18 protein-coding genes and 1 tRNA gene are annotated in these 18,717 nt (G+C 60.3%); 11 read left to right on the plus strand and 8 right to left on the minus strand.

What is annotated here, in order from left to right; all coding sequences use genetic code 11:
• Position 1 precedes the first annotated feature (1 nt).
• The 6 genes from EKA13_RS20845 (at position 2) to EKA13_RS20870 (ending at position 6,361) form a co-directional block, all read left to right on the plus strand.
• Positions 2–949 (plus strand): asparaginase, encoded by a 948-nt coding sequence (locus tag EKA13_RS20845; protein WP_245704369.1) that lies wholly within the window; start codon positions 2–4, stop codon positions 947–949.
• Positions 950–1,065: 116 nt separating this feature from the next.
• On the plus strand, positions 1,066–1,722 hold the full coding sequence (gene alkB, locus EKA13_RS20850) for a DNA oxidative demethylase AlkB (RefSeq protein ID WP_065761190.1): 657 nt from the start codon (positions 1,066–1,068) through the stop codon (positions 1,720–1,722).
• A gap of 134 nt (positions 1,723–1,856) precedes the next feature.
• Positions 1,857–2,939, plus strand: coding sequence for a bifunctional DNA-binding transcriptional regulator/O6-methylguanine-DNA methyltransferase Ada (gene ada, locus EKA13_RS20855; RefSeq protein WP_065761191.1), 1,083 nt, complete (start codon positions 1,857–1,859; stop codon positions 2,937–2,939).
• Between the two features lie 166 nt (positions 2,940–3,105).
• Entirely contained in the window at positions 3,106–4,536 is a 1,431-nt protein-coding gene (locus EKA13_RS20860; RefSeq protein ID WP_100250156.1) for a purine-cytosine permease family protein, read from the plus strand.
• Positions 4,533–5,369, plus strand: a complete 837-nt coding sequence (locus EKA13_RS20865) for a nitrilase family protein (protein WP_065761193.1) — start codon at positions 4,533–4,535, stop codon at positions 5,367–5,369. Before EKA13_RS20860 ends, EKA13_RS20865 begins: the two co-directional genes overlap by 4 nt.
• A gap of 128 nt (positions 5,370–5,497) precedes the next feature.
• Positions 5,498–6,361 (plus strand): LysR family transcriptional regulator, encoded by an 864-nt coding sequence (locus EKA13_RS20870; protein WP_065761194.1) that lies wholly within the window; start codon positions 5,498–5,500, stop codon positions 6,359–6,361.
• Here the strand turns inward: EKA13_RS20870 and EKA13_RS20875 are convergent.
• The gene (locus tag EKA13_RS20875) at positions 6,335–7,501 is read right to left on the minus strand and encodes an HPP family protein (protein WP_065761195.1); all 1,167 of its coding nucleotides are present in this window, start codon (positions 7,499–7,501) and stop codon (positions 6,335–6,337) included. The two genes, EKA13_RS20870 and EKA13_RS20875, sit on opposite strands and share 27 nt — an antisense overlap.
• A 498-nt stretch (positions 7,502–7,999) precedes the next feature.
• On the opposite strand from EKA13_RS20875, the gene EKA13_RS20880 reads away from it, so the two are divergent.
• Complete coding sequence (locus EKA13_RS20880; protein ID WP_065761196.1) at positions 8,000–9,712, plus strand: amidase; 1,713 nt, start codon at positions 8,000–8,002, stop codon at positions 9,710–9,712.
• A 219-nt stretch (positions 9,713–9,931) separates the two neighbouring features.
• Here EKA13_RS20880 and EKA13_RS20890 read toward each other — a convergent pair.
• Together EKA13_RS20890 and EKA13_RS20895 are read right to left on the minus strand one after the other, a co-directional pair.
• Positions 9,932–10,006: transfer RNA gene (locus tag EKA13_RS20890), tRNA-Gln, on the minus strand.
• 371 nt (positions 10,007–10,377) lie between these two features.
• The gene (locus tag EKA13_RS20895) at positions 10,378–10,890 is read right to left on the minus strand and encodes a GNAT family N-acetyltransferase (RefSeq protein ID WP_065761197.1); all 513 of its coding nucleotides are present in this window, start codon (positions 10,888–10,890) and stop codon (positions 10,378–10,380) included.
• A 292-nt stretch (positions 10,891–11,182) separates the two neighbouring features.
• Between EKA13_RS20895 and EKA13_RS20900 the strand changes: the two genes are divergently transcribed.
• Positions 11,183–11,917 (plus strand): phytanoyl-CoA dioxygenase family protein, encoded by a 735-nt coding sequence (locus EKA13_RS20900; RefSeq protein ID WP_065761198.1) that lies wholly within the window; start codon positions 11,183–11,185, stop codon positions 11,915–11,917.
• A gap of 8 nt (positions 11,918–11,925) precedes the next feature.
• Here EKA13_RS20900 and arsJ read toward each other — a convergent pair whose 3' ends face one another.
• The 4 genes from arsJ to EKA13_RS20920 all read right to left on the minus strand — a co-directional run bounded on the left by arsJ (position 11,926) and on the right by EKA13_RS20920 (position 15,421).
• Entirely contained in the window at positions 11,926–13,146 is a 1,221-nt protein-coding gene (gene arsJ / locus EKA13_RS20905) for an organoarsenical effux MFS transporter ArsJ (protein WP_065761199.1), read from the minus strand.
• Positions 13,147–13,159: 13 nt separating this feature from the next.
• Positions 13,160–14,164, minus strand: coding sequence for an ArsJ-associated glyceraldehyde-3-phosphate dehydrogenase (locus tag EKA13_RS20910; protein WP_065761200.1), 1,005 nt, complete (start codon positions 14,162–14,164; stop codon positions 13,160–13,162).
• Positions 14,165–14,274: 110 nt separating this feature from the next.
• Positions 14,275–14,991 carry an arsenical resistance protein ArsH gene (arsH, locus tag EKA13_RS20915; RefSeq protein WP_065761201.1) on the minus strand — a complete coding sequence of 239 codons (717 nt, stop codon included), beginning with the start codon at positions 14,989–14,991 and terminating at the stop codon, positions 14,275–14,277.
• 73 nt (positions 14,992–15,064) lie between these two features.
• Positions 15,065–15,421 carry a metalloregulator ArsR/SmtB family transcription factor gene (locus EKA13_RS20920; protein ID WP_065761202.1) on the minus strand — a complete coding sequence of 119 codons (357 nt, stop codon included), beginning with the start codon at positions 15,419–15,421 and terminating at the stop codon, positions 15,065–15,067.
• A 360-nt stretch (positions 15,422–15,781) separates the two neighbouring features.
• Between EKA13_RS20920 and EKA13_RS20930 the strand changes: the two genes are divergently transcribed.
• The 3 genes from EKA13_RS20930 to EKA13_RS20940 are packed head-to-tail and all read left to right on the plus strand — an operon-like array spanning position 15,782 to position 18,182.
• On the plus strand, positions 15,782–16,861 hold the full coding sequence (locus EKA13_RS20930; RefSeq protein ID WP_065761203.1) for an ArsO family NAD(P)H-dependent flavin-containing monooxygenase: 1,080 nt from the start codon (positions 15,782–15,784) through the stop codon (positions 16,859–16,861).
• Between the two features lie 27 nt (positions 16,862–16,888).
• Entirely contained in the window at positions 16,889–17,926 is a 1,038-nt protein-coding gene (locus EKA13_RS20935) for a permease (protein WP_065761204.1), read from the plus strand.
• A gap of 19 nt (positions 17,927–17,945) precedes the next feature.
• Entirely contained in the window at positions 17,946–18,182 is a 237-nt protein-coding gene (locus EKA13_RS20940; protein ID WP_065761205.1) for a thioredoxin family protein, read from the plus strand.
• A gap of 138 nt (positions 18,183–18,320) precedes the next feature.
• Here EKA13_RS20940 and EKA13_RS20945 read toward each other — a convergent pair.
• Positions 18,321–18,717: isochorismatase family protein (locus tag EKA13_RS20945; RefSeq protein WP_065761206.1), on the minus strand; the 397-nt coding region annotated here is incomplete at its 5' end.

Here is an 18,717-nt window from a genome sequence, read left to right on the forward strand (position 1 = left end):
CATCGGCATGCTGCAAACGCCACAAGGCCTGGCCCCGGCCAGCGGCTTCGAGACACGCTTGCACGATTACCTGCTGGAGCACCCCGATACACCGGCACCTGCCTGGCGCCTGCTTGAACTGGAACCGTTGCTGGACAGCGCCAACATGCAGCAAGCGAACTGGCTGGCCATGCGTGACACCATCGTCAACGCCGTGGTCGAAGATGGCCACGACGGCGTCCTGCTGCTGCACGGTACCGACACCCTGGCCTACAGTGCAGCGGCGCTGTCATTCCTGTTGCTCGGCCTGAATGTTCCGGTGGTGCTGACCGGCTCGATGCTGCCGGCGGGCGCACCGAACAGCGATGCCTGGCAAAACCTCAAGGGTGCCCTCGGCATCATGGCCTCGGGTATCGAGGACGGCGTACACCTGTACTTTCACGGTGCCCTGCTGCACGGTGCCCGTGCCAGCAAGCTGCGCAGCGAAGCCTTCGATGCGTTCGCCGAACTGCCTCGTCATCGTGAAGGCGTTCGCGCTGAGACACTGCCGGCACGCCTGTGCTATCGCCAGCCGCGCACGTCGGTCAAGCTGGCGGTGCTGCCACTGTTCCCCGGCTTTCAGGCTGAACAGCTGCGCAGCGTGCTGAACAGCGGCATCCAGGGCCTGCTGCTGGAATGCTACGGCAGCGGCACCGGGCCATCCGACGATGCCGCACTGCTGCAGGTGCTGAGTGAAGCGCGTCAGCGCGGCGTAGTGCTGGCGGCCATCAGCCAGTGCCCACAAGGCAGCGTGCTGTTCGACACCTATGCTGCCGGCAGCCGCCTGCGCGATGTCGGCCTGGTCTCCGGTGGCGGTATGACCCGGGAAGCGGCCTTGGGCAAGCTGTTCGCCCTGCTCGGCGCCGGGCTGAGTGTGGACGAGGCCGAACACTGGTTCGCCCTGGACCTGTGCGGTGAACGCGCAGCCTGAACGGCCACTGGGCACGGGCTGGCGCGCAGCTGAGCCCGACGCCCACGTAATGGAGTACATTGGTGCTGATGTGACGGGCCAGATGGCCGCATCCTCACAACCGCGAAGCAAGCACCATGAGCACACTCGATCTGTTTGAAGGCCTGCACACACCGACGCAGGCCATGGAATCCCTGGCCCAACAGGCCTGCGTGTTGCGCGGCTTTGCCCTGCCCTTTGTCGAGGCAGTGCTGCCGGCCCTGGCCCACATCTGCGAAGTCGCGCCGTTTCGGCACATGGTCACCCCGGGTGGTTTCAGCATGTCAGTGGCCCTGACCAACTGCGGGCATCTGGGCTGGACGAGCGACCGCAGCGGCTACCGCTACAGCCCGATCGACCCCACCAGCGGGCAGCCCTGGCCCGAACTTCCAAGCGCGTTTCTGGCGCTGGCGACAGCGGCGGCAAAGGCCGCAGGTTTTCCCGACTTTGTGCCCGATGCCTGCCTCGTCAACCAATATCAACCCGGTTCGCGGATGTCCCTGCACCAGGACAAAGATGAACGCGACTACACCTGGCCGATCATCTCGGTGTCTCTGGGCATCCCGGCCACCTTCCTCTTTGGCGGCCATCACCGGGCCGACAAGCCCCAACGCGTGCCACTGTTTCATGGCGATGTGGTGGTCTGGGGTGGTGAAGACCGGTTGCGTTACCATGGTGTAGCGCCGATCAAGGAGGCGCTGCATTCAGTGATGGGCGCGCAACGCATCAACTTCACGTTCCGTAAGGCAGGTTGACGAAACACCGTTTCATCGCGTCTCGATGAGTGACTCATGCTGTCTATGGAATTCAACCGCAAGAGTCGGAGTGCCTCACTGCGGGTAGCGGCTTAACGTGCAGCCTGTAGGCCACTGACAGCGGGAACAGCATTATGAACACAGACAAGGACAGCGCCACAGTGCCGGCCACTTCAGTGGAGCAGGACCCGCGCTGGCAGGCCGTACTGGCACGCGACACGACAGCCCATGGGCAGTTTGTCTATGCCGTACGCACCACCGGCGTGTACTGCCACCCGGGCAGCACTGCGCGCTTGCCGCGACCGGAAAACGTCGAGTTTTTCAGCACGCCCGAGGCAGCAGAGGCGGCCGGCTATCGCCCCTCGAAACGTGCCGGGGCTTCGCCGTCCATAGTGCTGGCCCAGCATGCAGCGCGAGTTGCCGATGCCTGTCGGCTGATCGAGAGCAGCACTGAACTCCCCTCCCTCGCTGACCTGGCGGCCTATGCCGGTTTGAGCCCGTTTCACTTTCATCGGGTGTTCAAGTCCGTGACCGGCCTGACCCCAAAGGGCTACGCCAATGCCCACCGCGCACGCCGGGTACGCGAGCAACTGGCCCTTGGCGGCCGGGTCACCGATGCCTTGTATGATGCGGGCTTCAACTCCAACAGCCGTTTCTATGCGGCTTCGGACCACCTGCTTGGCATGCGCCCGAGTGATTACCGCGCCGGAGGCCAGCACCTGGATATCCGCTTTGCCGTGGGTGAATGCTCACTGGGCTCGATTCTGGTCGCGCAGAGCGCCCGGGGTATTTGCGCAATTCTCCTGGGAGATGACCCGCAACAGCTGCTGCACGACGTGCAGGACATGTTCCCGAATGCCAACTTCATCGGCGCAGACGCCAACTTCGAGCAACTGATCGCCACCGTGGTTGGCTTCGTCGAAGCCCCGGCCCTGGGTCTGAACCTGCCTCTGGATGTGCGGGGCACGGCCTTCCAGGAACGGGTATGGCAGGCCTTGCGCGAAATCCCCGCAGGCAGCACCGCCAGCTACGCGCAGATCGCCGAGCGCATTGGCTCACCTAAGGCGGTGCGCGCCGTGGCTCAGGCCTGCGCCGCGAACACACTGGCCGTGGCCATCCCCTGCCATCGCGTGGTGCGCAGCGACGGCAACCTGTCGGGCTACCGCTGGGGCGTCGAGCGCAAACGCGCCTTGCTGGCGCGTGAAGTCAAGCCCTGATGACCGGCCTCAAATAACTGCTGGTATTACTTCAGAAATTTCTGAAGTAATTATTTCCCTACGCCGATTCCCTCGACCTTACTCACTGTCGGAACATCCACCCCACTTATGTCCGCCAGTGCGGGCCCATTACACGCGTACACAACAACAAGACATGAGGTTCCCAGTGAGCAACGCCAACAAGGTCACCGCTCGACCGAAAATCGAGGTTCGCTCCATCGACTACGTGCCGCGCACCGAACGCCATGGCAAGGTCTGGCATCAGGCACCATTCTGGTTTACCGGCAACTTCGTCCTCACCACCATGGTCACCGGTTTCACCGGCCCCGCACTGGGCCTCAGCGCCTTGTACTCGATTCTTGCGATCATCATCGGCGTCTGCTTCGGCACCTTCTTCATGGCCTTTCACGCCAACCAGGGCCCTCGCATGGGCCTGCCACAGATGATCCAGTCACGCGCCCAGTTCGGCCTCAAAGGTGCCATCGTGCCCTTCGCTGCCGTGGTGTTCGTGTACATTGGTTTCAATGTGTTCAACGTTATCCTCGCCACTGACGCCATCAACACCGTACTGCCCGGCCAACGTGCGCCCTGGTACCTGGGCGTCATCGCCGTTGCCGTGGTGCTGGCGGTGGTGGGTCACGACCTGCTGCACACGGTTCAACGCTGGCTGACCTACGTGATGATCGTGGTGTTCGGCGCCTTGACCGTCAGCGCCGTGATGACCCTGCAGGCCGATGCGGCCCTGGACAACGCGCACTTCTCCTGGGGTGCCTTCCTGGTACAACTCTCTGCAGCCGCGGGCTACCAGATCAGCTACTCGGTGTACGTCTCTGACTACTCGCGCTACCTGCCTCATGATACGCCTGCCCGCAAGGTGGTGTTCTGGACCTACCTCGGCGCGGCCGGATCGGCCCTGTGGCTGATGTCGCTCGGCGCCTTCCTGGCCTCGGCCCTGCCATCGCCGGATGCCATCGGCAGCGTGCGTGAAGTGGGCAACCAGTTCATCCCGGGGCTGGGCACATTTACCGTACTGATCTCGATACCGGCGCTGGTCGGCATCATGGCCGTCAACTGCTACGGGGCGATGCTTACCAGCATCAGTGCCATCGACAGCTTCCGCAAAGTCACCCCGTCACTGAAAATCCGCGTCTCTGGCATTGCCATCATCGCTGCCATCGTCTTCATCGTCGCGCTGGCGATTCCCGAGAGTTACCTGGGCAGCTTCAACACCTTCATCCTGTTGATGCTGTACTTCCTGGTGCCATGGACGGCTGTGAACCTCGTCGACTTCTACGGTGTGCGCAAGGGTCACTATGTGATCAGCGAGATCTTCAATCCCAATGGCATTTACGGCGCCTGGGGCAAGGCCGGCCTGAGCGCCTACGGCATCGGCCTGCTGGCGATGGTGCCGTTCATGTCGCTGAGCTTCTACACCGGCCCCGCTGCAGCCGCCCTCGGTGGTGCCGACATTGCCTTCGCCGTTGGCCTGCTGGTAACCGGTGTGATCTACGCACGCCTCTGCCGAACCCTGGACCTGAACGCCGAACAACGCCTGCTGGCCGCCAACGACCGCCAGCTTGAGGAAGCCACACGATGAAACCAACGCCCACACTTCTCAACGTCGCCTGCTGCCAGCTGGCCCCCAGGGTCGGCGACCTTGAGCACAATCGGCAACAGGCACTGGCCGCCATACGCGCGGCAGCCAGCCAGGGCGCGCAGGTGGTGGTCCTGCCAGAGTTGGTGCAGAGCGGCTACGTCTTCATCGACAAGGCCGAAGCCCTGAGCCTTGCTGAAACCGCCCACGGTGAAACCCTGCGCCAATGGGCGGCGCTGGCCACGGAGCTGGATATCGTCATCGTCGGCGGCTTCTGCGAGCGCACCGAACGCGACGAACTGTACAACAGCGCGGTATTGATCGATGCCAACGGCGTGCAGGCCGTGTACCGCAAAACGCACTTGTGGAACGATGAGAAACGTTTCTTCACCCCCGGCAACTGCCCGCCGCCGGTGGTTGAGACGCGCTTTGGCCGCATTGCCGTGATGATCTGCTACGACCTGGAGTTTCCCGAATGGGTGCGCCTGCCGGCACTGGCCGGCGCCGAACTGCTGTGCGCCCCCGTGAACTGGCCGGACGGCCCGCGCCCTGCCGGAGAGCGTCCTGCTGAAGTGGTGCGGGTGCAGGCCAACGCCTCGGTCAACCGCCTCTATATAGCCGCCTGCGACCGTCGCGGCACTGAACGTGGTGTGGACTGGGTCGGCGGCTCGGTGATTGTCGATGCCAACGGCTACCCCTTGGCCGGACCACTGCACAGCGCGGCTGCCGACCCTGCGATCATCCTTGCCAAACTGGATCTCAGCGAAGCCCGCGACAAGCACATCAGCGCCAACAATCACGTACATCAGGACCGCCAGCCGGCACTCTACGATTGAGTGCATTGCGCGGCTGACACCGCCCCTGCCAAACCGGCGTCGGCCTTGCCGGCGCTGCCTCACCCACACACCTCGCCCCATGCCCGACAAAACCACTAGAATGGCCACCTTGCTGATCAGGTGCATTCATGGATATCGAGCTGGCCCGAACCTTTCTTGAGATCGTCCGTTGCGGCAGCCTGGCCTCGGCGGCCGAGCGCTTGCACGTCACCCAGACCGCCATCACCGCCCGAGTGCAGAAACTCGAACAACAACTGGCCTGCCAACTGTTCGTGCGCAGCCGCAGCGGCGCCAGCCTTACCGCCGACGGCGAAGCCTTCGTGGTGTACGCCAACCAACTGGTGCAAACCTGGGAAGCCGCGCGCCGCGACCTGCCGCTGCCCGGTGGCTGCCGTCAGGTGCTACACATCGGCGGCGAGGTCAGCCTGTGCAACCCACTGATGCTCAATTGGGTCAGTGCCCTGCAACGGGAATTGCCAAACCATGCCGTGCGCTGTGAAGTCGGCGAACGCAACAGCTTGCTGCAAGAGCTGGAACTAGGGGTTCTCGACGCGGTCCTGGTCTATCAGCCAAGCTACGGCCCGGGCCTGCAGGTCGAACAACTGATGGAAGAGAAACTGATCCGCATTCGCAAGGTCAGCACGCCCGAACCCTACGTCTACATTGATTGGGGCGATGCCTTCCGCCGCCTGCACGATGCAGCCTTGCCTGAATGCGCCCGCCCGGCACTGAGCTTCAACCTCGGCCCGATGGCCCTGCAGTACATACTCGAACACGGCGGAAGCGGCTATTTTCGCACGCGCGTGGTACAAGCCTACCTCGACAGCAGCGTGTTCGAGCGCGTACCGCAAGCGCCCGAATTCACCTACCCCACTTACCTGGTGTATGCCCGCGAACGCGATTCGGAGGTGCTGCAACAGGCGTTCAGCGTATTACGCGAAGTCGTCGCCTGCGACAATGACTGGTCACAACGCTGGGACCCGCAGATCTGAGCGCACCGTTGCCACTTTGCTGAGCAACTGACGCTTGAGCGCGGCAATCAGGTCGGTCTGGGTGATCACCCCTACCACCTGCTCACCGTCCAGCACCGGCAGGCAATGCAACCCTTGCTCACAGAGCAACGGCAGCAGCGTGACCGCCTGCTGCTGACTGCCGACACTGACCACACGCCGGCTCATGATCGTCTCGAGTCGCACCGGCTGACGCCGACCAAACAGCGCACGCCAACTGAACCGTTGCTGGGCCATGGCCGGGCCAATCAAATCACTCAGGCTGACAATCCCGACCAGGCGCTTCGTCTCATCGAGCACCGGCAAAGCCTTCACATGATGACCCGACAACTGCTGCCAGGCCTGTTCCAGCGTGGTGCCGGGCGTGGCGAACTGTACGTCCCGTGACATCACCCTGGCTGCGGTAATCCCGCCAAGGCTACGCTTCAACGCCTGCTGCTCGGTGGCCATGATGATTCGTTCCAGTTCATCACGGGTGACATCGACAAACTCGCCCAACGCTTCCAGCGCCTGATCCAGATCTTCGCCACTGACCCCCACCCGTTCACTCGGCAATGGGTCGAGGGTATGGTGCAAGTCTTTGCGCGGTGCAGCCGTCTTTGGGTAGCGCACCCCGGTTGCCCGGTTGTACAGCACCGCCACCAGCAACAGGCACAAGGCGTTGAGCAACACGGGCTCCAGCACCTGTACACCGAGTGCGGCGAGCGAGGGGTCCGCCAATGCCAGGCTCACCGCCAGTGCCCCGCCCGGTGGATGCAGGCAGCGCAGCAGGCACATCAGCAGAATGACCAACATCAGCGCCGAACTGGCGGCCAGCAGCCCGGGGCCGATCCAGTGGTGCAGCCCCAGCGCCACTAACGCCGCGATGGCATAGCTACCGATCAGCGGCCACGGTTGTGATAACGCCCCGGAATGCACCCCGAACAGCAACACGGCCGACGCCGCCAACGGCCCCAGCAGGTGCAGGGCCACTGCGCTACCGAACAGCGCGCTGCACACCGTGCCCGCGAGCAATACACCGAGCAAAGCACCGAGACCGGCGCGAAACCATTCTTTGGGGGGGATGTTCAGCGTTGCCGGGGCAAGGCGCTGCAGCCAGTGACGCAGACCACGGGTAGACATGGGAGGAGCAAATACCTTTTGAAAAAACACGCACCGTCAATACCGAGCGATACACCTTGCGCGAGCAGCCCTGCGGGGCAAAAACTCGATTGCGCAGGGATTCTGAAGGAGATGAGTACGCTGGCGGTAATGCAAAAAAATGAGGGGAAACTGCATTATTTTTGAGGGGTGCGACGAGGGGGTGCCTCACCCCTTGAACCCTGGATGGGAATGGCAATGTACTGATGGTTTTCAGAACGTCGTATTGACGTGCGTCGCAGGCCGTATTGCAACCAATAACTGCCAGAACGTGCCGCTTCAATAGAAGTCGACCGTAGCAGCAAACCGTTACACTAACGCACCCGCTCCTGGTGTGTTGATAGACAGGACGCCCAAGCGCTTACCCGGCCCAGCGTGCAAGCCCGGCCCCTGCCGTGCAATGAGAATCGATATGAGACACCCTGTTCAGACAACTGACATCCCAGTATCCAATTCCCCGTGTGACGGAGCACCCGCAGCATGATCGAGGTAACCGAGGTTTCCATTGCCGACTTGCGTGCGGCGCTCGAATCCGGGCAGACAACAGCGGTCGAGCTCGTCCAGGCGTACCTCGCCAGGATCGACGCCTATGACGCCCCTGGCACAGCCACTGCGCTCAATGCAGTGGTGGTTCGCAACCCTGACGCACTCAAGGACGCGCAGGCTTCCGATGCCCGTCGGGCCAGGGGCGAAACCTTGGGGCCACTCGATGGCATCCCCTACACCGCCAAGGACAGCTATCTGGTCAAGGGCCTCACCGCCGCCTCTGGCAGCCCGGCATTTGCCGACCTGATTGCCTATCGCGACGCGTTCACCATCGAACGGCTGCGCGCCGCCGGTGCGATCTGCCTGGGCAAGACCAACATGCCGCCCATGGCCAACGGTGGCATGCAGCGTGGGGTCTACGGCCGAGCAGAGAGCCCGTACAACGCCGACTACCTCACCGCCCCCTTCGCATCGGGCTCATCGAACGGCGCCGGTACTGCCACCGCGGCCAGCTTCGCAGCCTTCGGCCTGGCCGAAGAGACCTGGTCGAGCGGGCGCGGCCCGGCCTCGAACAACGGCCTGTGCGCCTATACGCCTTCGCGTGGGGTGATTTCGGTGCGCGGCAACTGGCCACTGACGCCGACGATGGACGTTGTCGTGCCGTACGCCAGAACCATGGCCGACCTGCTCGAAGTGCTCGATGTGGTGGTCGCAGAAGATCCCGACACTCGCGGCGATCTGTGGCGGATGCAGCCCTGGGTGCCGATTCCGAGTGTCGCCTCGGTTCGTCCTGCCTCCTACCTGTCGCTTGCCGCGAAGCCTGAGTCACTCGCTGGCAAACGGCTCGGTGTTCCCCGCATGTATATCAATGCAGACCCCGAAGCAGGCACCTCAGAGGCTCCCGGCATCGGTGGCCCGACCGGGCAGCGCATCAATACCCGCCCGTCAGTGATTGCGCTCTGGGAAGACGCACGAAAGGCACTCGAAGCCGCCGGGGCTGAAGTGATCGAAGTCGATTTCCCGCTGGTCTCCAATTGCGAGGGTGATCGCCCAGGGGCGCCGACCGTGTTTACGCGAGGCCTGGTGTCCAAAGAGTTCCTGCATCACGAACTGTGGGACTTGACCGCCTGGGCGTTCGATGACTTCCTGCAGGCCAACGGCGATCCGAAGTTGAACCGTCTGGTCGATGTGAACGGCCCGCTGATCTTCCCCCACGACCCGGGTACTCTGCCTAACCGCGAGGGCGACCTTGCCGCTGGCATGGACGAATACGTGCGAATGGCCGAGCGCGGGATTACGCCGTGGGACAAGATCCCGACCGTGCCAGACGGGCTGCGTGGGCTTGAAAAGACCCGCAAGATCGACCTCGAAGACTGGATGGAACGGCTTGGCCTGGATGCGGTGATCTTCCCGACAGTAGCCGACGTTGGGCCGGCAAATGCCGATGTCGACCCTGAAGCTGCAGACATTGCCTGGAGCAACGGCGTATGGGTCGCCAACGGCAACCTCGCCATCCGCCACCTCGGGGTTCCAACCGTCACCGTACCAATGGGCGTGATGAAGGACATCGGTATGCCCGTGGGGCTGACCTTCGCTGGGCGTGCCTATGACGATTCAAACTTGTTGCACCTTGCTTGCGCGTTTGAATCGACCGGGAACAAACGAATGATCCCACCACGCACACCACCACTGTCGGCTGGCCAGTAACCGAAATGCCGGGATTGGGGCAGTAAAGGCCCCGATCCCGGCCATCAAACGCACGGCACAGGAACAAGACAGTGGGCCAATCGGTGCTATGCCAGAGACTTTACATGGAGGTAAATATTGCTGATTCAGGAAACACTAGATCGCGCTTCCCGAAAAGACGAACACCCTGAACTCGAGCAGAATCTGCGCGCTGAGCCATACGTGGATGCTGATAGAAAATGGCAGGGGCGGCTGGATTCGAACCAACGCATGGCAGGATCAAAACCTGCTGCCTTACCGCTTGGCGACGCCCCTGTATCTGTTGCGACGAGTGTCATGCACTCGATTGAAGATTCTGCAGCTTGCGAACCAGTGCCGCTGCAGGAATGTGCGAAATTTATCAACTTTCGCGCTGTATGGGAAGCCTCAAAAACAAAAAAATCGGTTTTAAAACAGCAATTTACTGTCTCACCGCCAAGAGCCCCCAATCAGGCTACCGTCATTCCTCGTTTGCTTGCAGCAATGTCGCCTAGAGGCATCGACCAGGACGGGCCCCTTGCGAACCCGCGAAATGCGTGCAGAAACTAAATTCCTGCACGGTAGAAATCAAACTGAAAACACCTCGATTTCATGAAGAATTGATTACTGGCCGAAGGTTAGCAGTGCTTTCAGTACCCTACGCGTACTCAGTGCACCACGCGCGGTAGCAGGAAGCTCAACAGTTCGGGGTCATCATCCGGCTCGATAGCCTGAACCGCGCGCGGCAGGTGCTCCATGACTGAACCCCAGAATGCCGCTGCGGCTTCATCCTGATAGTAGTAACGCACCAGCCAGGCATGCTCCGCACTCATCAGCATCTGGGCCGCTACAGCACGCCCGATGCCTTTACGGCGGTACTTTTTCAGGATGAACAGATCCGCCAGTTCCAGGGCATCGATACCGGGTAAGTCACTGCGCTCGATCAGCAGAAAACCGGCAATGAAACCGTCGACCAGCAACAGGTTGGCGCTCCACTGCGGCTCTTGCCAGTAGCGCTGCAGGTGCTCATCGTGGATATAGAAGCGACCGTCCAGTTCAACGTCTTCCTGCTCCCAGTCCGAGGACTCGTAGGCATAGAACTGGTACAGGTTACGCACCAGTTCGATTTGATCAGGGCTGGCCTGCACCAGTTCAAGGGTGATGTCAGTCGTCGAAGGCATGGGAAGCTCAAAGAGAAAATACTAATGGCGGCCGCAGGCAACGGCCGTTTTGCGCGCGCTATTGTTTATAAAAAAAGGCGAGAATGCTACCGGTGATCCGTGCAGTTGCTAAGGATCATGCGGTTGGTGTTGCAACGCCATCACCGTCAAGGTCCTGCTGGCACACCTGACTGATCGTCGTAGTGGGCTCGCAAACGCTGCGCTGAATCATTGGCCGGTTTTGTCGATTGCTTTAGTCTAGCGCCGGGCCACCCTGCAAGACGCGTTGGTGGCGATGAGAACTGAGGACGCTATGACAGACCGCGAACAGCTCCATCGAGAGGGTTATGTGCTGCTCCGTCGCGCAATCCCAAGCGAGTGGCTGAGTGACCTTCGTGCCGTGTTCGATGCGGGCGTGAAGCCGTCTGACCAATGGCCAGTGCCGCGCGGCATGGACTGGCGTCACTCGCTGCTGGACACTGACGCGACGGTTCAGGCGGTGTGTCGTCTGCCGCAGGTACTGACGGTGGTTGGCGAGCTGATTGGAGAACGGTTCTTCCTCGCACAGGTCGAGGGTCGCGAACCCCTTGCAGGTGGCGGCCATCAGCAACTGCACCGCGACTTGTCGGCACAACGACCAGGCGACATCGTCGGTGCATTAGCTTATTTCGACGATTATGGCCCTGAGAACGGCGCAACCCGTATCGTCCCCGGCAGCCATCGCCCCGTGCACGGAGCACCGCCGTTCGACTTCAACGACGAATCCAGATCTGTGCAGCTTTCAGGCGCTGCGGGTGACATTCTGGTGTTTGATGTCGATCTGGTGCATGCCGCCAGCCTGAACGCAATCGGCGCACGCCGTCGCACCCTGCTGATCAGCTATTTTTCTGAGCGTCTGTACGCGTCGCACCTGCAAACAGTGGGCCTGCGAAATGTACGGATGGACACGAGCGAACGATTCGATCCTTCGGATTTAGCCTTCGTTGGGTATGACGATGGTGGTCATTCTGTACGCTCAACCGACCCAAGCGTGGTTCAGGCCGGTTGATTGAATCGTTAGTGCACAATCGCGTGCCGAGGCAAGGCCACGGAAATCAGTGCGGCCAACAGGACGAATGCGGTGGAAACCCACAAGCACGCCTCCAGCCCGTAACGCTGATAAATCCAGCCCGACAACACAGTGCCCAGTAATCGTCCCATTGCATTGGACATATAGTAGAAGCCTACGTCCAAGGACACCCCGTCTTCCTTGGCGTAGGAAACGATCAGGTAACTGTGCAGCGACGAGTTCACGGCAAACAGTGCGCCAAACACCAGGAGGCCGCCCAGCAGCACAAGTTGCGGAGAGCCGCCCGCCGAGAGTCCCAGGGCAATGGCCGCAGGCAGGCCTGCCAACAGCCCCGCCCAAACGAAGGCAGCCCGCCCATCAGGAACGTGGCCGCGTTTCTTTCCTGTGATGTTTGGAGCCAGCGATTGGATAATGCCGTAGCCGATCACCCAGGCAGCCAGGAATCCGCCCACCTGCCAGAAATCCCAGCCAAACACGCTACTCAGGTAGACCGGCAAGGCCACCACGAACCACACATCGCGGGCACCAAAGAGGAACATTCGCGCTGCCGAGAGGATATTGATTGCCCGGCTCTTGGACAGGATGTCGCGGAACTTTGGCTTTCCTTTGGCCCTGCCAAGATCTTTCTTCAGCAAGAACAGGCTAGCTAGCCAGATCAACGCCAAGACCGCCGCCATGACCAGTACTGCGCTTTTGAAGTCCATCAGCGCGAGCAATGCGCCGCCTAGGAAGAAGCCAACGCCCTTCAATGCGTTCTTAGAGCCGGTAAGGATCGCTACCCACTGGTAGAGCGTGCCTTGTTGACTGTCGGGCACCAGGAGTTTTATTGAACTCTTGGCGCTCATCTTGTTGAGGTCTTTGGCAATCCCCGACATTGCCTGGGCACCCATCACCCAAGGGATGGTCAGCCAAGCCGCAGGTACGGCAAGCATCAACAACGCCGCGACCTGGAGCCCCAGACCAATGTTCATGGTGCGATTCAGCCCCACCCGGGCGCCAAGGTAGCCACCCAACAGATTGGTAATGACCCCGAAGATCTCGTAGAACAGGAACAGGAACGCAATCTGCAACGGGCTGTAGCCCAGCGCATGGAAGTGCAACACCACCAACATGCGCAGTGCACCGTCAGTGAGCGTAAAGGCCCAGTAATTACCGGTGACCAGCAGGTACTGGCGCACCTGCGGGGAGAGGGCTGACAGCGCGTGCATGATCACTCCCTTCTCAGCCTGCCAAACCGACCAGCCTGGCCAGCTCGACAGCACGGTTGGCGTACCCCCACTCGTTGTCGTACCAGGCGTAGATCTTCACCTGGGTGTCATTGACCACCAAGGTCGAGAGCGCATCAATGATCGAGGAGCGCGGGTCGGTGCGGTAGTCGATGGACACCAGCGGGCGTTCTTCATAGCCCAGGATATTTTTCAACGGGCCCTCTGCGGCCGCTTTAAGCAACGCGTTGACCTCATCCACGGAGGTAGCGCGCTCGACTTCGAACACGCAATCGGTAAGCGAGGCGTTGGCCAGCGGCACCCGCACGGCATGGCCGTTCAGCTTGCCGCGCAGATCAGGGAAGATCTCGGCAATCGCGGTGGCAGAACCCGTGGTCGTCGGGATCAGGCTCATGCCCGAGGCACGGGCGCGACGCAAATCCTTGTGCGGCTGATCAAGGATGCTCTGGGTGTTGGTCAGGTCGTGAATAGTGGTGATCGAGCCGTGGCGAATCCCCAGGTTTTCATGGATCACCTTGACCACCGGGGCCAGGCAGTTGGTGGTACAGGAGGCTGCGGTCACGATACGGTGCAATGCCGGGTCGAACAGGTGTTGGTTAACCCCCATGACAACGTTCAGCGCGCCGCTTTCCTTGACCGGCGCGCACACAACCACACGCTTCACACCCTGATCCAGGTAGGCCTGAAGTACCGCAACGGTTTTCATCTTGCCGCTGGCTTCGATGACCAGATCGCAACCCGACCAGTCGGTATCGGCAATCGCCTTGTTGGCGGTCACCTTGATCCGCTTGCCGTCAATCACAACCTGATCACCCTCGGCGCTCGCTTCGTGGCACCAGCGGCCATGCACCGAATCGAAGTTGATCAGGTGCGCATGCGTTGCTGCGTCGCCTGCCGGATCGTTGATCTGCACGAACTCAAACTCAGGCCAGCTCCAGGCTGCACGCAAGGCAAGACGACCGATGCGACCAAAACCGTTGATACCTACTTTTATACGCATGTGTTTGTTCTCTTGAAGCAACGGCCTGCAGGCAGTTACGACGTGACGATGTCGGACTTATTGATGCCGTTGATAATGACGCAGGGGTATTGCGAAACAATAACGAACCTTCAAATGGCGCGTTGATTGACACGTCTGGAGAGTTCTTCTGCCGACTCCTTTCGCTCGGAATAACGGTCGACCAAATAGTCGGAGCGCTCACGCAACAGCAGGGTGAATTTCACCAGTTCTTCCATCACATCCACGACGCGGTCGTAGAACGTCGACGGCTTCATACGACCCTCTTCGTCGAATTCCAGGTAGGCCTTGGGTACCGACGACTGGTTCGGAATGGTGAACATGCGCATCCAGCGTCCGAGTACGCGCAACTGATTGACCACGTTGAAAGACTGAGACCCTCCACTGACTTGCATCACGGCCAGGGTCTTGCCCTGGGTCGGACGCACAGCGCCCATGGCCAGCGGTACCCAGTCAATCTGCGCCTTGAACACGGCAGTCATCGAACCGTGACGCTCAGGTGAGCACCAAACCTGCCCCTCCGACCACTGCATCAGCTCGCGTAGTTCCTGCACCTTGGGATGGTTGTCCGGAGCATCGTCAGGCAGGGGCAGACCGGATGGATTGAAGATTCGTGTTTCGGCACCGAAATGCTCCAGCAAGCGAGCGGCTTCCTCCGTCAGCAAGCGGCTAAACGAGCGCTCGCGGGTCGAGCCGTACAGAAGCAGGATGCGTGGCTTGTGCGTGGCCAACAGGGTACTGCCAAGCTTATCGGGAGTCGGCAGTTCGACCAGTTCAGCATTAAGGTTGGGGAGATGTTCTTCAGTCACGGATTGACTCCTGAGCAAGTGCGCCCTGCGGGCTATCTCATAAAAGCCGAGCACAGCTCGGGCAAGCGTTGACTCAACAGCAAGCAGAAAGGCGCTGTGGGCGGTCACCCATCACGTCAAGGCGCTTGGCGTCGGGGCTGAGCCAACGCTGGTTGGCGTCAAGGGTGCTCTTGAGCACAGCGATCACCCAGGCCGGGAGATTGGGATGCAGGCGGTAATAAACCCATTGCCCCTGCCGACGATCCTCAAGCAAACCGCAATTGCGCAGCTGTGCCAGATGACGGGAAATCTTGGGCTGGCTTTCATCGAGCGCACAGGTGAGCTCACAAACGCACAGCTCTTGCTCACGAGCAATGAGCAACATCAGGCGAACGCGGGTCTCATCGGCCAGGCATTTGAATACGGTGGTTGGCGTCAGGGGGTCAGCCATAGGGGTCTCGACGTTTGGTTCTCACCAGCACAAACCTCTTGATATGTTCATGGCTGTCGTGAAGAGGATGGCGGTAAGCATCGGGCTCGGCGCTCATTGCCAAGCTCAGGGGCTTATATGGTTAAACGAATATATGATTTTTCAAATATACAGTAAAGCGCCACCTTCGTTTCCTGGCTGGTTGGCAAGTCAAGAGGCCTGTGGTTTGCACGAAACGCAAAACGCATAGCAGTCATGGCCATCTGCAAATGCACTTTTTTCGCCTGATAATCGCAATGGCTTTGTGAGCCAGATCAGTTGGCGTCAAAACGGAGTCGCTATACTAGGCACCGCCCCGCATCGATTCCAGGCTCCCCTCCCATGGCTCATCCGCTTAGCAGTCAACTAGACATCGTCATCATCGGTGGAGGCCAATCAGCCTTGGCTGTAGCGTATTTCCTGCGCCGCACCCAACTTTCTTTCGTCATCCTCGACGCAGAGGAAGCGCCAGGAGGCGCCTGGCGCCATGGCTGGAACTCACTGCGCCTGTTCTCGCCGGCCACCTGGAGTTCAATCCCCGGCTGGATGATGCCCCCCACGCAAGATGGCTACCCGACACGAAATCATGTGATCGGGTACCTCAACCAGTACGAGCAGCGGTACCAGTTTCCGGTCGAGCGCCCAGTGCAGGTCACGCGTGTGGAGCGTACAGCGTCTGGCTTGCGAGTACACGCTGACGACAGGCATTGGGATGCCAAGGTTGTCATCAGCGCGACAGGTACCTGGAGCAACCCTTACATTCCTCATTACCCCGATGCCGAACAGTTCGCTGGGCGGCAGTTGCACTCTGCGCACTATGTTGAAGCACATGCATTTGCGGGCAAGAAAGTGCTGGTGGTGGGCGGCGGTAATTCCGGGGCGCAGATTCTGGCAGAAGTTTCCAAGGTCGCCGAGACCACATGGGTAACCCCTGCTGAGCCGGTGTTTCTGCCTGACAATGTTGATGGGCGGGTACTTTTCGAGCGTGCGACTGAGCGATTGAAAGCTCAACAGGAGGGGCGTGTCATTGACCAACCCGTCGGCGGGTTGGGAGACATCGTCATGGTGCCTCCCGTTGTCGAGGCCCGTGAGCGTAACGCTCTCAGATCTGTACGCCCTTTTGAACATTTCACTCGCAACGGCGTGAGGTGGGCCGATGGAACTGAATCTGCCGTGGATGTGGTGATCTGGTGTACCGGATTCAGGCCAGCCCTGCAGCATCTGAATGGACTTGGCGTAATCAGTGCCGAAGGCCGCGTTGACGTCGAAGGCACTCACTCGACCCAAGAGCCGAGGCTATGGCTGGTCGGCTATGGCGAGTGGACAGGTTCGGCTTCTGCCACGTTGATCGGCGTAGCACGCAGCGCACGCAGCACAGTCAACGAAATTTTAGCCTTTCTTGGCCATTCGTCCGTGGTCTAGTGCGTCTGCACCCTGGGAGTCGTATACATGAACGAAGTCATTGTGCGCTGGCCTGAACGTAACCCCCGCCTCTTTTTGGCAGTGGCCGCGTCTGTCTGGTTCGGACTGTATGAGGCCCTGATTCCTGCGTCCGAAGCGTTGGTCGCAACGCTTCCGGTTGATCGCAATAGCCACCTTGGCAGCGCCTTACAGTTTTTCTTCTACGACACTCCCAAAGTACTGATGCTGCTGACCGGCATTGTGTTCTTGATGGGCATGATCAACTCCCACTTCACGCCCGAGCGCACCCGCGCAATGCTGGCAGGACGAAGCGAGGGGATGGCCAACGTCATGGCCGCGTCACTTGGTGTGTTTACTCCATTTTGCTCCTGCTCAGCCGTTCCTCTATTCATAGGCTTTGTTCAAGCGGGCGTGCCACTAGGGGTGACGTTCTCTTTCCTCATTTCCGCGCCTATGGTGAATGAGGTAGCGCTGACACTGCTGCTTGGCCTGTTCGGCTGGAAGATCGCACTGCTGTACCTGAGCTTGGGTTTGTTTATTGCGGTTGTCGCAGGCTGGGTCATTGGACGCCTGAAAATGGAGGCCTACCTGGAGGACTGGGTTCGTGACATGCCCAAAATCCAGGCAACCGCCGGTGACACGAGTATGCCGCTGTATGAGCGGATAAATGCCGGGTTTAGCAGCGTGCGTGAAATCGTTGGGAGAGTATGGCCTTACATCCTTGCCGGTATTGCCATTGGCGCAGGCATTCACGGGTATGTGCCTGAGGATTTCATGGCCAGCTTCATGGGCAAAGATGCCTGGTGGTCGGTTCCGCTCGCGGTGCTTATCGGCATCCCCATGTACACCAATGCTGCCGGCATCATCCCCATTGTGCAGGCACTGCTCGCAAAGGGCGCGGCGCTGGGCACTGTGCTGGCCTTCATGATGAGTGTCATCGCCCTCTCCCTTCCGGAGACGGTAATCTTGCGCAAGGTGCTGAAAACCCGCCTGATAGCCACCTTCATTGGGGTCGTCGGCGTCGGCATTCTCATCGTGGGCTACGTCTTCAACTTCGCGCTTTAATCCACGTATTGAGGTTTTTATGAAAGACATCAAGGTTCTGGGTAGCGGTTGTGCCAAATGCAAATCAACAGTAGCCATCATCGAACAGGTGGCGAGCGCGACAGGCATCCAGGTGAAGCTGGAGAAGATCGAAGACATGCAACAGATCGTCAGCTACGGGGTTATGTCCACGCCCAGCGTTGTGATTGATGGAAAGGTTGTTCACTCAGGGGGCGTCCCCTCCCGTGACAAGGTCGAACAGTGGCTCAGCGCTTGAGATAGGCAGCCACTGCGTTACCTGTGCGCATACGCGCACAGGTAGTTCCCGCATCAATACACCACCTACTTGGGGCCTAGTCGCCGAGGCCGTTATCGACTCTCTCGGTAGCACATTCTGTAGAGCCGTTAAAGCAATCTAAAAGTGCCAGTCCTCGGCATCGACAACACGACAGAATGCCCCCGCCAGTGTTGCATTGTGGTGCGCGACGATCATCTCGGCCGTCAATGCCGGGGTATCGCTGCAGGTGTGACCATCAGCAATCAACACCGTATCAAACCCAATATCTCGCGCCGCGCGGCAAGTACTGTCGACGCAGTACTGGGTTTTCATCCCGGTAATGACCACGCCCTCTGAGCCGCACGCCCGTAACCGGGCGGCCAAGTCCGTAATGGCGAAGGCACTGGGGCGGTGTTTTTCAAAGATGATTTCGTCGCCGTGTAGCACCAGTTCCTGAACCAGTGCTGTCAACGGGCTGCCCGGCTCGATAGGCGAGCCAGCCGGGCCGGCATGACGCGCCAGAAAAACCGGCGCG

This window comes from Pseudomonas defluvii (assembly GCF_001695625.1).
In the GTDB taxonomy this organism is placed as follows: Bacteria; Pseudomonadota; Gammaproteobacteria; order Pseudomonadales; family Pseudomonadaceae; genus Aquipseudomonas; species Aquipseudomonas defluvii.

Bases quoted from the DNA above. Each gene is read 5' to 3' on its own strand.
- EKA13_RS20900 (WP_065761198.1), top strand. From the start codon at position 11,183: ATGACAGACCGCGAACAGCTCCATCGAGAGGGTTATGTGCTGCTCCGT.
- EKA13_RS20870 (WP_065761194.1), top strand. From the start codon at position 5,498: ATGGATATCGAGCTGGCCCGAACCTTTCTTGAGATCGTCCGTTGCGGC.
- EKA13_RS20895 (WP_065761197.1), bottom strand. From the start codon at position 10,890: ATGCCTTCGACGACTGACATCACCCTTGAACTGGTGCAGGCCAGCCCT.
- EKA13_RS20910 (WP_065761200.1), bottom strand. From the start codon at position 14,164: ATGCGTATAAAAGTAGGTATCAACGGTTTTGGTCGCATCGGTCGTCTT.
- EKA13_RS20865 (WP_065761193.1), top strand. From the start codon at position 4,533: ATGAAACCAACGCCCACACTTCTCAACGTCGCCTGCTGCCAGCTGGCC.
- arsJ (WP_065761199.1), bottom strand. From the start codon at position 13,146: ATGCACGCGCTGTCAGCCCTCTCCCCGCAGGTGCGCCAGTACCTGCTG.
- ada (WP_065761191.1), top strand. From the start codon at position 1,857: ATGAACACAGACAAGGACAGCGCCACAGTGCCGGCCACTTCAGTGGAG.
- EKA13_RS20920 (WP_065761202.1), bottom strand. From the start codon at position 15,421: ATGGCTGACCCCCTGACGCCAACCACCGTATTCAAATGCCTGGCCGAT.
- EKA13_RS20880 (WP_065761196.1), top strand. From the start codon at position 8,000: ATGATCGAGGTAACCGAGGTTTCCATTGCCGACTTGCGTGCGGCGCTC.
- EKA13_RS20930 (WP_065761203.1), top strand. From the start codon at position 15,782: ATGGCTCATCCGCTTAGCAGTCAACTAGACATCGTCATCATCGGTGGA.
- EKA13_RS20875 (WP_065761195.1), bottom strand. From the start codon at position 7,501: ATGTCTACCCGTGGTCTGCGTCACTGGCTGCAGCGCCTTGCCCCGGCA.
- EKA13_RS20935 (WP_065761204.1), top strand. From the start codon at position 16,889: ATGAACGAAGTCATTGTGCGCTGGCCTGAACGTAACCCCCGCCTCTTT.
- EKA13_RS20940 (WP_065761205.1), top strand. From the start codon at position 17,946: ATGAAAGACATCAAGGTTCTGGGTAGCGGTTGTGCCAAATGCAAATCA.
- alkB (WP_065761190.1), top strand. From the start codon at position 1,066: ATGAGCACACTCGATCTGTTTGAAGGCCTGCACACACCGACGCAGGCC.